Annotated in this window: 17 protein-coding genes and 1 pseudogene; 14 read left to right on the forward strand and 4 right to left on the reverse strand. The window is 62.1% G+C overall.

Translation table 11 applies throughout. From position 1 onward, the window contains the following. Positions 1-94: 94 nt before the first annotated feature. Both ACTAQJ_RS15335 and ACTAQJ_RS15340 read left to right on the forward strand, forming a co-directional pair. A complete protein-coding gene (locus ACTAQJ_RS15335) occupies positions 95-1,894 on the forward strand; it encodes a thiamine pyrophosphate-requiring protein (protein ID WP_498697349.1) in 1,800 nt (599 codons plus the stop codon). Further along, positions 1,891-2,127 (forward strand): hypothetical protein, encoded by a 237-nt coding sequence (locus ACTAQJ_RS15340; RefSeq protein ID WP_498697351.1) that lies wholly within the window; start codon positions 1,891-1,893, stop codon positions 2,125-2,127. Before ACTAQJ_RS15335 ends, ACTAQJ_RS15340 begins: the two co-directional genes overlap by 4 nt. Before the next feature lie 7 nt (positions 2,128-2,134). On the opposite strand, the gene ilvD is transcribed toward ACTAQJ_RS15340, so the two are convergent. Then, a complete protein-coding gene (gene ilvD, locus ACTAQJ_RS15345; protein WP_498697354.1) occupies positions 2,135-3,997 on the reverse strand; it encodes a dihydroxy-acid dehydratase in 1,863 nt (620 codons plus the stop codon). An 86-nt stretch (positions 3,998-4,083) separates the two neighbouring features. On the opposite strand from ilvD, the gene ACTAQJ_RS15350 reads away from it, so the two are divergent. After that, positions 4,084-4,917 (forward strand): helix-turn-helix transcriptional regulator, encoded by an 834-nt coding sequence (locus ACTAQJ_RS15350; RefSeq protein WP_498697355.1) that lies wholly within the window; start codon positions 4,084-4,086, stop codon positions 4,915-4,917. Between the two features lie 32 nt (positions 4,918-4,949). Here ACTAQJ_RS15350 and ACTAQJ_RS15355 read toward each other — a convergent pair whose 3' ends face one another. Continuing rightward, on the reverse strand, positions 4,950-5,315 hold the full coding sequence (locus ACTAQJ_RS15355) for a hypothetical protein (protein WP_498697357.1): 366 nt from the start codon (positions 5,313-5,315) through the stop codon (positions 4,950-4,952). A gap of 67 nt (positions 5,316-5,382) precedes the next feature. On the opposite strand from ACTAQJ_RS15355, the gene ACTAQJ_RS15360 reads away from it, so the two are divergent. The 8 genes from ACTAQJ_RS15360 to ACTAQJ_RS15395 all read left to right on the forward strand — a co-directional run bounded on the left by ACTAQJ_RS15360 (position 5,383) and on the right by ACTAQJ_RS15395 (position 10,957). Then, a complete protein-coding gene (locus ACTAQJ_RS15360; protein WP_498697360.1) occupies positions 5,383-5,514 on the forward strand; it encodes a hypothetical protein in 132 nt (43 codons plus the stop codon). Between the two features lie 66 nt (positions 5,515-5,580). Continuing rightward, positions 5,581-5,946, forward strand: coding sequence for an ArsR/SmtB family transcription factor (locus ACTAQJ_RS15365; protein WP_498697364.1), 366 nt, complete (start codon positions 5,581-5,583; stop codon positions 5,944-5,946). Next, a complete protein-coding gene (locus tag ACTAQJ_RS15370) occupies positions 5,943-6,974 on the forward strand; it encodes a cation diffusion facilitator family transporter (RefSeq protein ID WP_498697367.1) in 1,032 nt (343 codons plus the stop codon). The genes ACTAQJ_RS15365 and ACTAQJ_RS15370 overlap by 4 nt, the downstream gene beginning before the upstream one ends. Positions 6,975-7,109: 135 nt before the next feature. Then, entirely contained in the window at positions 7,110-7,769 is a 660-nt protein-coding gene (locus ACTAQJ_RS15375) for a hypothetical protein (protein ID WP_498697370.1), read from the forward strand. Positions 7,770-7,852: 83 nt separating this feature from the next. Continuing rightward, entirely contained in the window at positions 7,853-8,464 is a 612-nt protein-coding gene (locus ACTAQJ_RS15380; RefSeq protein ID WP_498697372.1) for a copper resistance CopC family protein, read from the forward strand. 138 nt (positions 8,465-8,602) lie between these two features. Beyond that, the gene (locus ACTAQJ_RS15385; protein ID WP_431120094.1) at positions 8,603-9,310 is read left to right on the forward strand and encodes a FadR/GntR family transcriptional regulator; all 708 of its coding nucleotides are present in this window, start codon (positions 8,603-8,605) and stop codon (positions 9,308-9,310) included. A 137-nt stretch (positions 9,311-9,447) separates the two neighbouring features. After that, positions 9,448-9,912: a hypothetical protein gene (locus tag ACTAQJ_RS15390; RefSeq protein ID WP_498697374.1), complete on the forward strand. Its 465-nt coding sequence runs from the start codon at positions 9,448-9,450 to the stop codon at positions 9,910-9,912. A gap of 142 nt (positions 9,913-10,054) precedes the next feature. Continuing rightward, positions 10,055-10,957, forward strand: coding sequence for an SGNH/GDSL hydrolase family protein (locus tag ACTAQJ_RS15395; protein ID WP_498697376.1), 903 nt, complete (start codon positions 10,055-10,057; stop codon positions 10,955-10,957). Here the strand turns inward: ACTAQJ_RS15395 and ACTAQJ_RS15400 are convergent. Further along, positions 10,954-12,060: an EAL domain-containing protein gene (locus ACTAQJ_RS15400; RefSeq protein WP_498697378.1), complete on the reverse strand. Its 1,107-nt coding sequence runs from the start codon at positions 12,058-12,060 to the stop codon at positions 10,954-10,956. The genes ACTAQJ_RS15395 and ACTAQJ_RS15400 overlap by 4 nt on opposite strands. A gap of 170 nt (positions 12,061-12,230) precedes the next feature. On the opposite strand from ACTAQJ_RS15400, the gene ACTAQJ_RS15405 reads away from it, so the two are divergent. The 3 genes from ACTAQJ_RS15405 to idi all read left to right on the forward strand — a co-directional run bounded on the left by ACTAQJ_RS15405 (position 12,231) and on the right by idi (position 15,129). Beyond that, positions 12,231-13,046 carry a CPBP family intramembrane glutamic endopeptidase gene (locus ACTAQJ_RS15405; protein WP_498697380.1) on the forward strand — a complete coding sequence of 272 codons (816 nt, stop codon included), beginning with the start codon at positions 12,231-12,233 and terminating at the stop codon, positions 13,044-13,046. A 133-nt stretch (positions 13,047-13,179) separates the two neighbouring features. Then, positions 13,180-14,430 carry an Nramp family divalent metal transporter gene (locus ACTAQJ_RS15410; protein WP_498697383.1) on the forward strand — a complete coding sequence of 417 codons (1,251 nt, stop codon included), beginning with the start codon at positions 13,180-13,182 and terminating at the stop codon, positions 14,428-14,430. Between the two features lie 162 nt (positions 14,431-14,592). Continuing rightward, positions 14,593-15,129, forward strand: coding sequence for an isopentenyl-diphosphate Delta-isomerase (gene idi, locus ACTAQJ_RS15415; protein ID WP_498697386.1), 537 nt, complete (start codon positions 14,593-14,595; stop codon positions 15,127-15,129). Positions 15,130-15,293: 164 nt separating this feature from the next. Here the strand turns inward: idi and ACTAQJ_RS15420 are convergent. Then, positions 15,294-15,797 (reverse strand): annotated as a pseudogene (locus tag ACTAQJ_RS15420) (MarR family winged helix-turn-helix transcriptional regulator); the annotation flags it as partial. Positions 15,798-15,844 lie beyond the last annotated feature (47 nt).

The following is a 15,844-nucleotide window of genomic DNA, read 5'->3' on the forward strand; positions in this document are numbered from 1 at the left end:
CTTCGGCGGATGCTGGGCCCGGGTTTCAGGTGATGAACTAAGCGTAGCAATTGTCAACAATTGACGATAGTACCTAGCGAGAGGAATTTCAGGCATGGCCGGGCGAACAGTTTCGGACCTCATCGTGGAACGCCTTCAAGCGTGGGGCGTGGACAGGGTTTTCGGCTACAGCGGGGACGGCATCAACGGTTTCATGGGGGCGCTCCGCAGAGCTCAGGATGCCGTGGAATTCGTGCAGGCAAGGCACGAAGAAGCAGCCGCCTTCATGGCTGTGGGACACGGAAAATACACTGGCGGCGTCGGGGTGCTGACTTCGACGCAAGGTCCTGGCGCTATCCACCTGCTCAACGGACTCTACGACGCCAAAATGGACGGCGTTCCAGTAGTAGCGATTATTGGCCAGCAAAGCACCACCGTCCTGGGCTCGGCCTACATGCAGGAAATCGACCTGCTGACCGTCTTTAAGGACGTTGCGGCACAATTTGCACAGCTCGCCAGCTCCCCGGAACAGGTTCCCATGCTCCTGGATCGCGCGTTCCGAACAGCGCTGGAGACGAAGTCCCCGTGCGTCGTGATCATCCCCCACGACATCCAGTCCGCCGAGGCACCCGAGCTCGAACATGAGCACGGAATCGTTGTCACCGCCCCTGTATGGCACCCCGCACGGGTGATGCCGCGGGAGGAAGACCTGGATGCCGCCGTCGAGATCCTATCCAAAGGTGAGCGGGTGGCGTTCCTGGTGGGCCAGGGAGCCCGCGGTGCCCGGACCGAGGTCCAGGCGCTGGCCGAAAAGCTGCAGGCCGGCATCACCACCAGCCTGCTGGGGAAGCCGTACGTCGACGAGACGCTGCCCTTCGCTGCCGGCACCATGGGCCACCTCGGCACTTCTGCCAGTGCCTACGTCCTGAACAACTGCGACACACTGCTGATCATCGGCTCCAACGATCCCTGGACGGAGTTCTACCCCGAACCTGGAACTGCCAAAGCTGTCCAGATCGACTTTGATGGCCGGAAGATCGCCAATCGCTACCCTGTGGAGGTTGGTTTGGTGGGCGACGCGGCAGAGACGTTGGCCGCACTCACCAAGCGGCTCGATCAGCACCCCAACCAGCCCGAACGCGCACGCACCCAGTGGCGTTCCGACGTCCAAACCCAGGTCCGCGCCTGGCGTCACCTCTCAGAGGAACGCGCCAACATACCCGCGGACCCCGTGAACCCGGAACTCGTGGTCCGCGAACTCAACGGCAGGCTTCCGGACAATGCACAGTTGAGTATCGACGTCGGCAGTTGCGTTTACTGGTACGCCCGCCAGCTGATCCTCCCATCGGGAGTCCCTGCCCACCTGAGCGGAACACTCGCCAGCATGGGCTGCGCGATTCCCTACGGCCTGGCTGCCAAGCTTGCCTACCCGGACCGGCCTCTGGTGGCACTTGCCGGCGATGGCGGGATGCAGATGCTGGGCATCGCGGAGCTGATCACCGTGGCGCATCGATGGCGCAGTTGGGCGGATCCCAGGTTCGTGGTGTGCGTTTTCAACAACCGCGACCTTGCTGAGGTCTCCTGGGAGCAACGCGAAAATGAGGCCGAACCGCGGTTCAATGCCAGCCAGGAGATCCCGGACTTTCCTTATGCCGCCTATGCGGAACTGCTGGGCCTGGCCGGAATACGCGTGGAGGACCCAGCCAAGCTCGGTGACGCGTGGGATTACGCGTTCTCGCTGGACCGCCCTGCCGTCCTGGAGGTCCTGACAGACCCGGACATCCCGCTGCTTCCGCCCTTCCCCGCCGGGGAAAAGAAACTCGAAGACATGCGGTCCGCGTTGGCAGAAGAAGGCGCAGACGGCGAGCGGGCCCGGAAGCTACTGGACAGCTATGCGGAGGCGGAGGTCAAATGAACATCCAGCAGTGGTGGACGCAGTTGAGTCCCATGACCCGCGAATGGTTGATAAATAACAACGGCGCCGCCGTGCCCCCGGAAATCGTTGCCGAGATCGCGGAGGCCGGCGGACCACAACCTGCTGATTCATGGTGGGTCGCCGAGGAGGACGGTCCGGGACTGCAGATGCCTGACGAAGCCATCGATTGGATCGAGGCAATCGCCAACGGAGAAACGCCCGAACAGTCCTGACCTGTGCTTAGAGGTTCTCCACCAAAGAGACGTCGCGGACGGCGCCCTTGTCCGCCGACAGTGCCATGGCGGCGTAGGCACGCAGCGCGGGAGACACCTGACGGTCGCGGTTCTTCGGCTTGTAACCGCCGTTGACTTCGAGTTTTTCACGGCGTTCGGCGAGGATCTCATCCGAGACCTGCAGCTGGAGGGAGCGCTGCGTGATGTCGATGCTGATGATGTCGCCGTTCTCCACCAGGGCGATGGCGCCGCCGGAGGCAGCCTCCGGGGAGATGTGCCCGATCGACAGGCCGGAGGTGCCGCCGGAGAAGCGGCCGTCCGTGATGAGGGCGCATTTCTTGCCCAGGCCACGACCCTTGAGGAACGACGTCGGGTAGAGCATTTCCTGCATGCCCGGGCCGCCCCTGGGGCCTTCGTAGCGGATGACCACCACGTCGCCTTCTTTGATGGTCTTGTTCAGGATCATTTCCACGGCTTCGTCCTGTGACTCGCACACAACTGCCGGGCCTTCGAAGGTCCAGATGGACTCGTCCACGCCTGCGGTCTTCACCACGGCACCGTCCACTGCTACGTTGCCGCGCAGCACAGCCAGGCCGCCGTCCTTGGAGTAGGCGTGCTCCACCGAACGGATGCAGCCGCCCTCCGCATCGGTGTCCAGGGAGGTCCACTGGTTCGACTGCGAGAAAGCTGTGGAGGAGCGGACACCCCCGGGAGCGGCGTGCCATAGTGCCTGCGCCTCCTCGGTGGCCTTGCCGCCGCGGATGTCCCAGTCGTCCAGCCAGCCGTCCAGGTCATCAGAGTGCACGGAATGGACGTTTTTGTGCAGGAGGCCGCCGCGATTCAGCTCACCCAAGAGTGCGGGGATGCCACCGGCGCGGTGTACGTCCTCCATGTAATAGGTCTTGTCTCCGGCGACGTTCGGGGCCACCTTGGCCAGGCACGGCACCTGGCGGGACTTGGCGTCCATCTCTTCCAAGCCATAGTCCACGCCCGCCTCCTGGGCCGCGGCCAGCAGGTGCAGGATCGTGTTGGTGGAGCCGCCCATGGAGATGTCCAGGGCCATGGCGTTGTCAAAAGCCTCGGCAGTTGCGATGGAGCGCGGCAGAACGGAGTCGTCGTCGCCGTCGTAGTAGCGCTTTACGAGCTCGACGACGGTGGCGCCGGCCTTCTCGTACAGCGCCTTGCGGGCGGTGTGGGTCGCGAGCACGGAACCGTTGCCGGGCAGGGCCAAGCCGATTGCCTCGGCGAGGCAGTTCATGGAGTTGGCGGTGAACATGCCCGAGCAGGAACCGCAGGTGGGGCAGGCGTTCTCTTCGATGAGGTTGATGTCTTCATCGGAGATGGATTCGTCCACGGCGTCGGCAATCGCGTTCACCAGGTCCAAGGAGCGCACGGACCCGTCCGTCAGGGTCACGCGGCCAGCCTCCATGGGACCGCCGGAAACGAACACCACGGGGATGTTCAGCCGCAGGGCCGCCATGAGCATGCCCGGGGTGATCTTGTCGCAGTTGGAGATGCAGACCAGTGCGTCGGCGCAGTGGGCGTTGACCATGTACTCAACGGAGTCCGCGATCAGGTCGCGGGACGGCAGGGAGTAGAGCATGCCGGAGTGGCCCATGGCGATGCCGTCGTCCACGGCGATGGTGTTGAATTCTCGCGGCACTGCACCGGCGGCAAGGATCGCGTCAGAGACGATCCGACCCACGGGAGCAAGGTGGGTGTGGCCGGGAACGAACTCGGTGAAGGAGTTGGCCACGGCAATGATCGGCTTGCCGATGTCCGTGTTGGCGACACCGGAGGCGCGCAGCAGTGCGCGGGCGCCGGCCATGTTGCGGCCGTGGGTAACTGTTCTGGAGCGAAGTGCAGGCATGAATACCATCCTGCTGTTCTTCTACGGCTGGCGGAAGTCGGTGCTGCTACTAGTAGTGAAAGTACCAGAGTAATAGTGTTGAGTCCGTGAAAGATGAAAGACGCAAGGAACTGGGACTCTTCCTCAGGACCCGCCGGAACCAAGCCCTGCGTTCTGACTACGGACTTCCTCCAGTGGGACGGAGCCGCGAACGCGGCCTCCGCCGGGAAGAGATCGCATTCCTGTCCGGAGTCAGCGTCACTTGGTACACCTGGCTTGAGCAAGGCCGGGATATCAGCCCATCCCGGCAGGTGCTGGAGGCCGTCGCCCGCACGCTGCATCTATCCGACACCGGGCTTAGCTATGTTCTGTCGTTAGGCGGCTATTCGTCTGCCCCTCCTGCCGGTCCGGTCGCGGCCGACGCACCTGCCCATGTGCAGCGGCTATTGGATGCGTTGGATCCCAACCCTTCCTACGCCCTTTCCCCGGACTGGGGCATCGCCGGCTGGAACCGCGCTTACGAGGCGCTGTATCCCAACATCGGGACCTTCGACGCCGCCGACAGGAACCTGCTGTGGCTTGTCTTCACCGACCCCTACATCCGCGATCTGCTTCCCGATTGGGACGTCACCAGCAAGCGGTTCCTTGCCGAGTTCAGGGCCGAGACGGGTCAGCGTCTGGGCGATCCCGATGTTGAGTTCCAAGTTGAACGACTCAAGCAAGCCAGCCCGGAGTTCCAGGAAAGCTGGGACCGCTACGACATCCTGGGCTTCGAGTCCCGGGAACGGCTCTTCCATCACCCTGCCGTGGGCGTACTGCAGATGGAGCACCACCAGGTCTCGCCGTCGGACAGGCCCGATCTCCACATCGTGGTCTACACACCGGCGCCCGGGAGCGACGCAGGCGAACAGATGCAGCGGCTGATGGGGAGTGGCCAGTAGCTAGCGCCGCAACACCCAGTAAAACGCGGCACCTAGTAAAAGTAGACGTCGACGACGAGGGCTGCGGCGGCCGTTGCGAGAGCCAAAGCTGCAATTCTTCTGGGGCGGAAGTTCCGCGCCGCTCCGATCATGAGTGCCACGCTGGCTCCAGCGAGGGTGAATACGCCCGACCCCGTGTCCTGCCAACTGATCGGAAAGGCAGGAAAGGGCAGATCCCGGGAAAACACCCCAATGGCACCCGTCACATTAAGGATCGAGTTCCAGATCAGCGGCATGACGAGTGCGGCAAGGCCGGTGGTGACTAGTATTCCGATGTGCCGCTCTCTCAGCGCAACGGTAAACAGCAGCGCCACCAAGCAGGAAAGCACAGCTCCAAAAAGCATTTGACTGAAGTCCACGCTCACCCTTTCTCCGCAAATTTCTGCTACGGCGCACATTAGTTCAGAGAAATGAGGAAAACGAGACGTGGAAGTTCCGATCGCGGAGATGGTGCTGCTGCCTGCCTCATCGACCCCGGCAGACATCCAGCGCGCTGTTCCTGACCATGCCCGCGTCCGCGTCCGCGTCCGAGAGAAAGCAAACCCGGCGTCCGGTTAGTACGGTTGGTCACCAAAATCTGCCTCCGAGTGGATAGGTGCAACAGCTTAATGTCATTATGTGCGTATGAATGCAGATAACAGAGTTTGCTCACTGGGCGTGGACAGCCAGTATGTGGAACTTGCCGTCGAGGTATTTGCCATGCTCGCCGATGCCACCCGGGTCCGCATCATCCTCGCCCTGCGGGACGGTGAAATGGCGGTGGGGGCGCTGGCCGAACTCATCGGCAAGCCTCCTGCTGCGGTGTCCCAGCATCTGGCCAAAATGCGTTTGGCGCGAATGGTCTCCACGCGTCAAGAGGGAACCAAGGTTCTGTACCGGCTGGAAAACGAGCATGCCCGCCAGTTGGTAGCCGACGCGATATTCCAAGCTGAACACGCCCTCGGCGGGGAGCCCGCGCACCACAGGAACCAAAACACGGCGGCATCATGAGCAGCCCCAGCCACGGCCACGAACACGCAGCCCACGGTCACGAGCACGACCACGGAAATGGTCACCACCATCATTCGGGTTTCAAGGGCTGGCTCACGGAACTCTTTGTTCCACACACCCATGATGCTGCCGATTCCATCGATGACGCCATGGAGGCCAGCACAGAAGGCGTGACGGCGCTGAAGATCAGCCTCTTCCTGCTGCTGGCAACCACTGTCCTGCAGTTCCTGGTGGTGCTGGTTAGTGGATCGGTGGCACTGCTGGCCGATACCATCCATAACTTCTCCGATGCCCTGACAGCCGTCCCCCTATGGGTTGCGTTCATCCTTGGTCGCCGGGCTGCGAACCGGCGATACACTTTCGGCTTCGGCCGGGCTGAGGACCTGGCAGGGTTGTTTATCGTCGCGGTGGTGGCTTTATCGGCGGTCGTGGCCGCCTGGCAATCCGTCGAGCGGCTCGTGAATCCACAACCGCTGAGCAACCTGTGGTGGGTTTTCGCTGCCGGCCTTATCGGATTTGCAGGGAACGAGGCCGTAGCGATCTACCGCATCCGGGTGGGGCGGCGGATCGGTTCGGCTGCGTTGGTTGCTGACGGGGTCCATGCCCGCACTGACGGGTTCACGTCACTGGCTGTCGTTTTGGGCGCTGTGGGAGTCATGCTCGGATTCCCGTTGGCTGACCCCATCGTCGGCCTCCTCATTTCTGCTGCCATCATCGTCCTGCTGTGGGGCACCGTTCGCAGCATAGGACGACGCCTGATGGACGGCATAGAGCCGGATCTTCTGGATACTGCACAGAGCGCCCTCGAAAGTACCCCCGGCGTGCTTGCTGTTCCGCGCCTCCAGATGCGTTGGTCCGGGCATCGGCTCCAGGGAACAGCCTCCCTATTGGTGAATGCAGGACTTGATGTAGTTGGCGCCGAGGAGATCACCCACGAGGCCGGACACCGCCTCAAGCACTCCTTGCCAAAGATTGACGACATGATCCTCACTCCAGTCACCACGGACAATGCCGGTCACCTTCACTAGGCATGACAACCACCGGCTGGTCCAACTGGCAAGCCGCGGGCGGTCATGACCCGTCCGTTGATGGTTTAGCGGCTTGCTTCGTTTCTTGAGAAGATGGGCGTCGGACTCAGTCACTGACGGCAGAAAGGCAGGACCATGCCCCAATTGGCGCCCCTGCGCCTGCCACGTGCGGTCCTCGTCACATCATTGGTTGTCGGCCTTGCCGCTGCAGCCCACACCGCCGGTGGCGGGCACCTTCCCCCATTCCCTGTCGTTGTCCTGCTCGCGGTCCTCCTTCTGCTCCCGATCACGGTCCTTGCCCGCCGGCGGCTTAGCTTCCCGTCCCTCGCCGGCATCCTTGGGTCCGGTCAGGTTGTCCTTCACACTGGGTTTACCGGGTTGTCCGGCGCCTTGGAGCCCTGTGGGGCGTCAGGTATCGCCGCCCACTCCCACCATCAGGCGGTGAGCATCCCGGGCTGCGCCTGGGCACCCGCAGCCGATCCTATGACGCAGGAGTACGCAGCCCAGGAGTTCACAACCCAGGGATTTGCCGTAATAGGCCCGATCATGTTCGCCCTGCACGTCCTTGCTGTCGCCGCCACGGCACTTTTGTTGGCACACGGCGAAACCCTGCTCTGGCGCATGCTCGCCTGGCTTACCCCGGCAATCGTGGCCGTCCGCCCTGCGCCGCTGCCCGAATGGAAAGCCCCTGCCCCCGGCTCGTTCGGCTTCCCGCCGCCACGGCACCCGTACCTGCGCACGCCCAGCCTTCGCGGCCCCCCGCCTCTGCAGGGATCAGTAGCGGCTTTCGCCTGAGTATCCCCAAATCAGCACGCCCATTTTGCAGATACCTGCCTGCCCACATCCGGGTCAGGCTGTCCTGGAAGGACACCCACGTTTTGAAGTTTTCACTGCCACGCGTCCGCACTTTCGGAGCGCTCACAGCTGCCCTCGCCCTCACCGTTTTGGCCGGAACCGCTCCTGCCCAGGCCCACGACGCCTTGGCTTCGTCCAACCCCGCTGATGGGGCGACCCTCACCACCAACCCCGGCAAAGTGTCCATAACCCTGACCAAGGCACCCACCACCGGAGTCCCCGGCTCGAACACCATCAAGGTCACGGCTCCCGACGGGCATGTAATCAGTGGCGAAGAGGTCACCGTCCAGGACGCCACCCTTAGCGTCGACGCGGACATCGACCACGAGGGAAAGCACGTTGTGGAGTGGAGGGCCGTCTCTGCAGACGGACACCCCATTGAAGGAACCTTCAGCTTCACCTACGCCCCAGCCGGTGGCGACACGCACAGCCCCGCTGCAACCACGTCAGCGCCAGTGGCACCATCACCATCCACGACCCAGGCGTCGGCGAGCGAAGGCCCTGCTCCGGCTTCATCCCAGTCCTCCGGAGAAAACACTGGACTCTTCATCGGCATCGGGGCAGTGGTGCTGGTCCTTGTGGCGCTTGGCGCGTACTTGATCGGTCGTCGTGCCAAGACTGGCAAGGCGGAGTAGCGGCAAACGAGCAACATCGCTTCAAACGCTTCTGGCCCGTCCCGCACCTGCCGGGCGGGCCTTTTGCGTACCCCGGGTGAACGACACCCCGCGTAACAAGTTGCCCCACTCTGTGAGCCATGCCATATTCATTCCATGATCAGCCTGTTGGACAGCTGGACTGCTGGACAAACCAAAGTCGTAAGGGTCGGTGCCGCCGAGGCAGTGCTTGCCACCCTGAGAGCTGCCATTGAAGACGGCAGTCTTCCAGTAGGTTCGCGCCTGGATTCGGAAGCCACGTTGGCGCAGCAGTTCGGCGTCAGCAGGACCATGGTGCGCGAGGCCCTGAAGTCTTCAAATGCCTTGGGCCTGACCGTAACCCGGACGGGCAAGGGCACTTTCGTCATCGCCGACAAAGTTGGCCAGGACCTGAAACTGGGCAAGTACTCGGCGCGCGAACTCCTGCAGGCACGGCCTCATATTGAAGTGCCGGCCGCCAGCTTGGCCGCGGAACACCGCAGCCAGCAGGATGTCGAATCACTCCGGGAAATTCTGCTGGCAATGGATAAAGAAGACGATCTGGAACAGTGGGTCATCCTCAATTCCGAGTTCCACGCGATCATCGCCCGCAGCAGTGGCAATGGCGTCTTCGCATCGATGCTTTCCGATATCGATGAGGCCATGGCCAACCAGTCCAGCACCTTGAACCAGGTCGTGGACCGGAGGAAGGAATCCGGACTTGAGCACGCGGCCATTTTCGAAGCCATCGAAAACGGCTCGGCTGAGGATGCCGGAATCGCCATGATGCGGCACCTTCATGGCGTAGAAGGATCGCTTGGGGCTGTCCTACCGGTTTCGGCGCCCTAAAGCCCTGGATCGAACAACGCAGCCCATCACACCATTCGGACGGGTTCAACGACGAATCTGCGCCGTCTCATTGCGCCCCCACTGGGTGCCTGACCATAGGAAATGATGACAACAAAGTCGACCGCTTGGACACGGCCATGACAACGACTTCCATCAAAGCCCCAACCCGAACCACCACCAGCAAGACCCGAACCCAACTCACCAGAAGCCAAATCCTCAACTACCTTGCTCGCAATGGCGCAAGCAAAGTATCAGACATCACCCACGGCGTCACAGCCTGCAAAGATACCGTAAAGGCCCGCCTCTCCGAACTGGAGGAAGAAGGATCCATCCGGGCCAACGTTCCAGCCGATATTCGCGGAAGAACCACGCCCTACTACTCACTCACTACGGCTGGCCTTCCGCCGGAGACGCCAAAAACAGTCATCACGGTGCACATCAAGCACGCCGCTGACGGCCTGTTGACGTTGGCATTCGACGACTACCCGGGGCTCACAACGACAGCCCGAAGCTTCGTCGATATACCGGCCGCTGCCCGCAACGCGGCCTCACGTTACACCGGCCACCCCGAGGACAGCTTCGCAGTCCACATCCGCTTCTGAAACAACGACGGCGGTACGCACCTTCCGGGCGGTACGCGCCATAGGTGCGGGCCGCCGTCGTACATCACTTCCAGCGCCGTTCCGCCCCAGTTGACCCATCAAACCCATGGTGTTGCGCCGGAGGAGAGCGCAATATGGGGGAATGAACGCCTCCAGCGCCGATGGTCCGGCGCAGGGTGGCCCTGTCACCTTCGGGACCCGCCTGCACCCGTGGAGCCGCTACGTGGCGATGGGCGATTCCTTTACCGAAGGGGTAGGCGATCCGGAGCCCGGCAGCCCCGGTGGGCTGAGGGGCTGGGCTGACAGGGTTGCGGAAGAACTGAGCGCCGGCCACGGGGACTTCGCCTATGCCAACCTGGCAGTGCGTGGGCGACTGCTTCACCAGATCCTGGAAGACCAAGTGGGTCCAGCCCTTGAGCTGCAGCCGGATCTCATCACACTCAACGCCGGGGGAAATGACCTGCTCTTCCACAGGAGCGATCCCGACAAACTCGCCCTCGAACTTGATTCCGGCGTGAAGGTCCTGGCGACCACCGGCGCAACAATCCTGTTGTTTGCGGGCCCCGACTGGGGTGCGACCCCGGTACTCGGACATACCCGTGGCAAAGTAGCCATCTTCAACGAAAACATGCGCATCATCGCTGCCCGCCACGACGCCGTGATCGCCGACCTCTGGGCGCTGCGCCAGCTCACCAACCCTCAAATGTGGGATCCGGACCGGCTTCATTTCTCCCCGCTAGGCCAGCACACCATCGCCATGATGGTGCTGGATACGCTCAATGTCCCGCACACTTTGGAACCTATGATTCCCAAGGCCCTGCCGTCACGCACGTGGCGGGAGGCGAGGGCGGACGACATCGTCTGGGCACGGGAACACCTGGTTCCCTGGGTTCTTCAACGTCTCACGCAGAGGCTGGCCGACGACAACCGGCACCCCAAGCGGCCGGATCCCGGGCCTGTTTTTGGCGCCGGGATGCCGCCGGGGACGTACGTGGGAACGGATCCGGACAATGTGCCCAGTGAAGGCGAATCCCTGAGCAACTAGCCCGTCGGCTGGGCCTCGGCTTGCGCGCGAATGCTCCAAGCGGACCAGTCCAAGGGGTGAACCGAGGGGCGTCCGAGCAGATATCCCTGGGCGGCAGTCACTTTTAACGCCGTAACTTCCTTGAGTTCCGCGGGAGTTTCGATGCCCTCCGCAACCACCGCAGCTCCAACTTCCCGGGCGAGCTCGACCACTGCCTTGGCCCGGATCCGTTGCCCCTCGCTGCCTTCGATGCCTTCAATGAGATGGCGATCGAGTTTGATGATGTCCGGGCTCAGCTCGCTTAACAGGTCCATGGAAACGAAACCTGCTCCGGAAGCGCTGACAGCAACACGCAAGCCGAGCGAGCGCAGCTGGCCGAGTCCGTCGTCGCGCGTTTGGCCTTCCAAGGCTTCCAGGCTGCCGGTTAGTTCAACGATGATCCGCTCCGGAGCCAGCGACGCAGCAGCAAGCAGGTTCCGCACCCTCGGGTCACGGGACGTCGCCGGAGTGAGGTTCAAGGCAACATACATGTCGTGGGGGACGTCTTTGGCCGCAGTCAGCGCGCAGTGAAGGGCTGCGATCTCCAATTCGGTCCCCAGGCCTGCTTCCGCGGCCTCGCGGAACCAGACATCCGCGCCAGCGCCGTCCTCACCGACAAATCGGGTCAACGCTTCGACGCCAACTACGTTTCCGTCAGGCAGTGCATGGACCGGCTGGAAGGCCGTCAACAAAAGCTTGTCTGCGAGGATTGCCTGGATGTCTTCCCGAACTTCCTGGCTGACGGGAACTGTCACCGTGCGCGCCGCATCGGAGGACTCAAGGTGGACACTGGAAACCTCCTGCCGAACCGGAACCGCCGGTTCTGAGACGGAAGCCTTCCGCGTTTCCAGCAGGTGCTCCAGCAAAGCGCCCTCGGGATCATCCGGACGAGCCTCGATGAGCTGGCGAAGTTTGTTCCTGGGCCCTTCACTCTTGGGATCAGAATCAGCGAGGATGGCATCGATGATGTCCATCACCTGTTCGCGCATGGTCATGTCCTGGGCAAAGGTGGACGCCTCGACGCCCTCCGCTGATTGGTGGTCAGCACCGCCGCCCGGTGGAAAAGAGCCCGCTTCTTGAGCCATTGAGTATTCCTTTATGAGTATCCCCCGCTGGCTATGCCAGACATGACCTGACCCGGAAAAGCATGGGCCCTGCCACGAATCTTACAGAGAATTTCCGTTTTTCCCGTTAGGGCTTGGGGACAGTCCAGAAAACCATGTCGCCGGGCAGCCAGCACTGGGATGCTTGAGGTGTGATGTCGATTTCCACGGAATCCCGGACCGCGCTCACCTGGAAGCTTTTGCCAGCGGGGCTGCTCTCCCTGTCCGGCGTGCCGCTTTTCGCCCTGGGCAATGATTTTCTCGGTTACGCACTCGTGGCGGCCAGCATTGCCACCGCTGCGTTTATCGACCGCGGCTTGATGCGGCACCTTGCATTGGTAGCAGCCGGAATGGTCATGATCAGCCTGGTACCCCTGAACGCGGGTCTCAGCATCGAACACATGATACTCATGGGTGGCGCCTTGGCTTTGGCTGTGCTGGTTCCGTGGCTCGTATCCCGCTACCTGTACAACGAAAAGATCATCAAATTTCCGGTCAACACGGGCCGTCCATGGCCGCTCGCCGCGAAACTATACCTGGTGGGCGTTGTAGCGCTTGGATACTTCATCCTGCCGGCCTACCTGATCCGGACCGGCGTCTACCACAATTGGCCGGACGCCTCCGACCCCAGCATCTTCTGGCGCCTCTTCCTCGGAGTGAACTCCGTGGGCATTTGGGACGAGCTGTTCTTCATCTGCACCACGTTCACGCTGTTACGCCAACACTTCCCAGACTGGCTGGCCAACCTCCTGCAAGCCGTGGTCTTCTCGTCCTTCCTGTGGGAGATCGGCTACCAAGCCTGGGGTCCCCTGCTGACCTTCCCGTTCGCGCTGTTGCAGGGCTACACGTTCAAGCTGACGAAGTCCTTCACATACGTTGTGTCAGTTCATCTGCTCTTCGATTTCGTCCTGTTCCTGGCGTTGGTCCATGCGCACAACCGTGACTGGTTGCCCATCTTCCTGTACTGAATGACGCGCTGAAGGCGCTCGTTGAACCCATGACTGGAGCAACTCCGAAAAGGAGTGCCTAAAAACTACTTTTCGGTATGCCTAACTTTCGGTTATCCTCGAAACAGACTTCCGCGATGACGAGGATACGACGATGGCCGCCCCCACCCTGCAAAGACGACCCGCACCAGCAAAGGTATGGTCGCGCCTGCTCCTGCTCGGCCCTGCATTCGTGGCGGCGATCGCCTATGTCGACCCCGGCAATGTGGCCGCAAATCTGACAGCCGGAGCAAACTACGGATACTTGCTGGTGTGGGTGCTGGTTGCAGCCAACGCCATGGCAGTCCTCGTGCAGTACCAATCAGCGAAGCTCGGCCTGGCAACCGGCCTCAGCCTCCCGGAGATTCTCGGCAAGCGGCTTGGAACCAAGCGCCGGCGCCTTTACTGGGCGCAGGCCGAGATCGTTGCCGGCGCCACGGACATGGCAGAGGTGATTGGCGGTGCGGTTGCCCTCAATCTCTTGTTCGGGCTTCCACTACTGGCTGGTGGCCTCATCGTCGGCCTCGCTTCCATGATGCTGTTGGCGCTGCAGTCCCGCCGCGGCCAGCGCTCCTTTGAGTACGCGATCCTGGTGTTGCTGGGAATCATTGCCGTCGGGTTCGTTTCCGGCTTGTTCGTCAATCCTCCGGACGCGGGAAGCGCACTGGGCGGTTTGCTGCCCCGCTTTGAGGGCACGGATACGGTTCTGTTGGCAGCAAGTATGCTCGGCGCCACCGTGATGCCACACGCGATCTATCTACACTCGGCCTTGGCGAGGGACCGGCACGGCTTCTCCGAGAACCCGGCTGTGCGGACACGGCTGATCCGAGCTACCCGCTTTGACGTTGCGGGTGCCCTTTTGCTTGCCGGCGTGGTGAACATTTCGATGCTCCTGCTGGCTGCCTCCAGCCTTCGCGGCATTGAGGGAACGGATACCATTGCCGGTGCCCACGCGGCCGTGACCTCTGCACTTGGCCCGGCAATCGGCATCATCTTCGCGATTGGCTTGCTGGCCTCCGGCCTCGCGTCGACGTCGGTGGGCTGCTATGCGGGTGCGACCATCATGGGCGGCCTTTTGAAGGTACACATCCCCTTGCTGACCCGCCGTGTGATCACCCTGATTCCGGCATTGATCATCCTGGGAGCCGGCGTTGAGCCCACCCTGGCACTGGTGCTGAGCCAGGTCCTGCTCAGCTTTGGAATTCCCTTCGCACTGATCCCGCTGATCCGGCTTACGGGCAAGCGCGAGGTCATGGGTATCCATGTGGACTCCAAGCCGTTGAAGGTAGCGGGCTGGACCAGTGCCACCTTGATCGTGGGCCTGAACATAGTGCTCATTACGCTGACCATCAGCGGGCAGTCCTAAGGCACTAACCCGCCCCATGTCCCCACGCTGCCGCGCTTAGAGGGCGACCAGCAACTCTCTAACCTGGTGGATATAGGCCTGGGATAGCCTAACTTCACATGCTAAGCTTTTAGCTAGCTTATCTAGCAATGTTGAAGCGAAGGCGCCAAGGGAAGGCGTGCAGTGAACGCGACAGAAATGGTCGTTCTTCTCGACGACGTCGGCAGGCCCATCGGCGAAGCCCCCAAGGCAGGGGTCCACACCCAAGACACCCCGCTGCATCTGGCATTTTCCTGCTACTTGCTTAATGACCATGGCGAGCTCCTCCTGACACGTCGTTCCCCCGAGAAGAAAACATGGCCGGGCGCGTGGACCAACAGCTTTTGCGGTCATCCCGCCCCGGGCGAGGATCCTGAGGAGGCGGTTCTCCGGCGCGCCCGCTACGAACTGGGAGCAGACGTCCGGCGGATCGAACTCGTCCTCCCTGGCTTCCGTTACCGCGCTGTGGACCCTTCCGGCTTCGTCGAGAATGAGATTTGTCCGGTCTACGTGGCCCGGATCCTTGGACCGCTCAGGCCAAACCCAGTCGAAGTCGCTGACTACGCGTGGATGACGCCAGGACTCCTTGCAGAAGCCTTGGACAGGACTCCTGCTGTCTTCAGCCCATGGCTGGTACTGCAATTTCCCCAGCTCGTCGAAGCTCATGCGCTCGCGCTGTGAGCACAAGCATGACTGTCACGTCCAGTGTCACGCGCAGGAGGGCTGATCTCTGCTCCCCTATCGAGGACGAACTGGATGGACTCATGTCCTGCAGAGCCCTTGCGCCGACCCCGTGGAGCCTTAAGTCGTGAGGGGGTAGATCCGGCGTTGTTTGGGTCTTCGTCAGCTGGGTCTTCGTCGATCGTGTCCACGGCCTCGCGCATGTGCTCAAGGAAGTCCATCACCACCCGCGCTTCTTCCGGGCTCAGGGCGCTGGCAACGTCCAAAATCCGGCGGTGCATTCCGCCCAGCGTGTGCCGAACTTCCTGATCCGAACCAGCAGTAGGCCGGAGAATCAAGGCCCGACGATCCGTAGGGTGCGGTTCCCGCCGGATGTGGCCGGAGTCCACCAGACGATCGATCAGCGTGGTCATTGACGCAGACGTTATGCCCAAGCGATCGCCCAGGTCCTTTGGCTTCATCACCTTGCCTGCGGCTTCCGCTTCGAAAAGGTACCGCAAGGCCAAGAGGTCCTTTTCGCCCATACCCATGGCGGAGCGGGTCCTTCGACGCATGGCCTGTTCCGAGACACGATAATCCCGGAGGGCATTCAGGACATCAACGGCAAGGGCTTTCTGTCCAGGGTCCTTGCCGTACCAATAGCCCTTAGCGTGGCCGCTTGCGTCCATCCCATGATCCTTCGATAAGCGTGAAGCTTGTTTCCCTAGCATCTGAT

Source organism: Arthrobacter sp. alpha11c (genome assembly GCF_054149985.1).

Bases quoted from the DNA above. Each gene is read 5' to 3' on its own strand.
- ACTAQJ_RS15335 (WP_498697349.1), top strand. From the start codon at position 95: ATGGCCGGGCGAACAGTTTCGGACCTCATCGTGGAACGCCTTCAAGCG.
- ACTAQJ_RS15340 (WP_498697351.1), top strand. From the start codon at position 1,891: ATGAACATCCAGCAGTGGTGGACGCAGTTGAGTCCCATGACCCGCGAA.
- ilvD (WP_498697354.1), bottom strand. From the start codon at position 3,997: ATGCCTGCACTTCGCTCCAGAACAGTTACCCACGGCCGCAACATGGCC.
- ACTAQJ_RS15365 (WP_498697364.1), top strand. From the start codon at position 5,581: ATGAATGCAGATAACAGAGTTTGCTCACTGGGCGTGGACAGCCAGTAT.
- ACTAQJ_RS15370 (WP_498697367.1), top strand. From the start codon at position 5,943: ATGAGCAGCCCCAGCCACGGCCACGAACACGCAGCCCACGGTCACGAG.
- ACTAQJ_RS15375 (WP_498697370.1), top strand. From the start codon at position 7,110: ATGCCCCAATTGGCGCCCCTGCGCCTGCCACGTGCGGTCCTCGTCACA.
- ACTAQJ_RS15390 (WP_498697374.1), top strand. From the start codon at position 9,448: ATGACAACGACTTCCATCAAAGCCCCAACCCGAACCACCACCAGCAAG.
- ACTAQJ_RS15395 (WP_498697376.1), top strand. From the start codon at position 10,055: ATGAACGCCTCCAGCGCCGATGGTCCGGCGCAGGGTGGCCCTGTCACC.
- ACTAQJ_RS15400 (WP_498697378.1), bottom strand. From the start codon at position 12,060: ATGGCTCAAGAAGCGGGCTCTTTTCCACCGGGCGGCGGTGCTGACCAC.
- ACTAQJ_RS15410 (WP_498697383.1), top strand. From the start codon at position 13,180: ATGGCCGCCCCCACCCTGCAAAGACGACCCGCACCAGCAAAGGTATGG.